This window comes from Pseudolysinimonas sp., assembly GCF_031389465.1.
Classification (GTDB): Bacteria; Actinomycetota; Actinomycetes; order Actinomycetales; family Microbacteriaceae; genus Pseudolysinimonas_A.
This window is the reverse complement of sequence record NZ_JANMSQ010000158.1, coordinates 1-1,641: the sequence shown is the minus strand read 5'-3', so window position 1 is coordinate 1,641 and position 1,641 is coordinate 1. Positions and strand designations below refer to the sequence as shown.

2 protein-coding genes are annotated in these 1,641 nt (G+C 68.0%); one reads left to right on the top strand and one right to left on the bottom strand.

The genetic code is table 11. The features are described 5' to 3' along the window. A partial coding sequence (locus RMO30_RS06150; protein ID WP_309710844.1) for a histidine phosphatase family protein occupies positions 1 to 637 on the top strand: 637 nt, incomplete at its 5' end. A 1-nt stretch (position 638) separates the two neighbouring features. On the opposite strand, the gene RMO30_RS06145 is transcribed toward RMO30_RS06150, so the two are convergent. Next, positions 639 to 1,641: hypothetical protein (locus RMO30_RS06145; protein ID WP_309710842.1), on the bottom strand; the 1,003-nt coding region annotated here is incomplete at its 5' end.

Sequence of the window (1,641 nt, the reverse complement as noted above, 5' to 3'; positions counted from 1 at the left end):
GACTTCTCACATGATCGTTGCGTTCATCCGGCACGGCCAGACCGACTGGAATCGCCAGGGTCTGCTGCAGGGCTCGAGCGACATCCCGCTCAACGACACCGGCCGCGAGCAGGCGCGGGACGCGTTGATGACGCTGCGATCGAGGCCGTGGGATGTCGTGGTGAGCTCAGCCCTGCTGCGCGCGCGAGAGACGGCACGCATCATCGCCGACGGGCTCGACATTCCGCTGGGGACCGCGTATCCCGAACTCGTAGAGCGCGACTACGGTTCGCTCGAAGGCACGTCGGCGGCGGCCGCGATCGAGCGTTGGCCCGACCGCGACTATCCGGGTGCCGAGAGTCTCGAGGCGGTTGCCGCCCGTGGAGTCGACGCTCTCGCCGCGATCGTCGCCGACAACCCCGACGGCGCCGTGCTCGTCGTCTGCCACGGAACGATCATCCGCTACACGCTCGCGCGACTCGCCGGCCGGCCCGTACCCGGAATCGACAACGGGTCGATCTCGATGCTGCGCCTCGACGAAGGTGTCTGGCAGGTGGCGACCGTCAACGGCATCCCACTCGACGAGATCCCGCTCGAACACGCTGCGCGGCAGCCGTCGCGCGAAGGGGAACAGCCGCCACCGAATCGGGCGAACTGAGCTAGTCGATGGTGATGGCGTCGGGTTGGTCGCCCTGCTCTTTCTCGGGCGGCAGCGGGTTCTTCTTGAGCGTCCGCGCGTTGACCGCCCAGACGACGACCGCGACCACGGCGTAGGCGCCGAAGATCCAGATCCACCGCAAGAAGTCGGGGATCTCGCCCCACGCTTTCGGGATCGTCGCGAGCACGAGCATGAAGGCGGCGAGGCCGACGACGTAGGACGCGCCCCACACCACCTTCTTCCAGCCGAACAGCTTCGCTCCGTCGAGGTTGCCGAGCGGCAGGAGGGACAGCGGCAGGGTCGACACGCCCTTCACGGTGACGCCGGCGAGGAACTCGACGAGGAACACGTACGCGAAGTTGTCGATGTGCGCCGGCGCGAGCAGCGAGTAGCCGACCCACGCAACGAGGGCGAGCGCAAGCCCGAAGGCCGACCCGACGATCGTCACGACGGCGCTCTTCGCCGCCTGCAGCGTCGTGGCGTAGGCGATGCCGGCGACGAGTCCGAAGATGACGCCCGGTTCGAGGCCGAGCAGGCGCGCGATGAGGACTGCGACGATGACCAGCAGAAGCGAGCCCCAGCGGAACCGCAGGTACGGGTCGGACTCCGGCTGCAGCCGCACCGCTACCCGCCGCACGATCATCCACGCCGTGAGGTTGAACAGCAGGAACGAGAAGAAGAGCGTCAGGACGAGCCGCACCGACATGGGGTTCACGCCGAAGTCCGGGTCGACGAACGCACCCAGGATCGCCGCGAGAGCGAAGCCGGGCCACATCAGCCAGCCGGGCAGACCGGAGCGTTTGATCGGCGGGGCAGGATCAACGGGTGAGTCGGCGGCATCCGGCTTCTTGCGTTGGAAACGGGATGTCGTCCATCGCACCATCGACTGGTACCGCGACCCGACGACGGAGTTGAGCAACGTCGAGGGCCAGCCGACGACGAGCATGAGCATCAGCGACCCGGTGCCGATGATCGCCCACTGCACGCCCGTCGGCGCGGCCTCC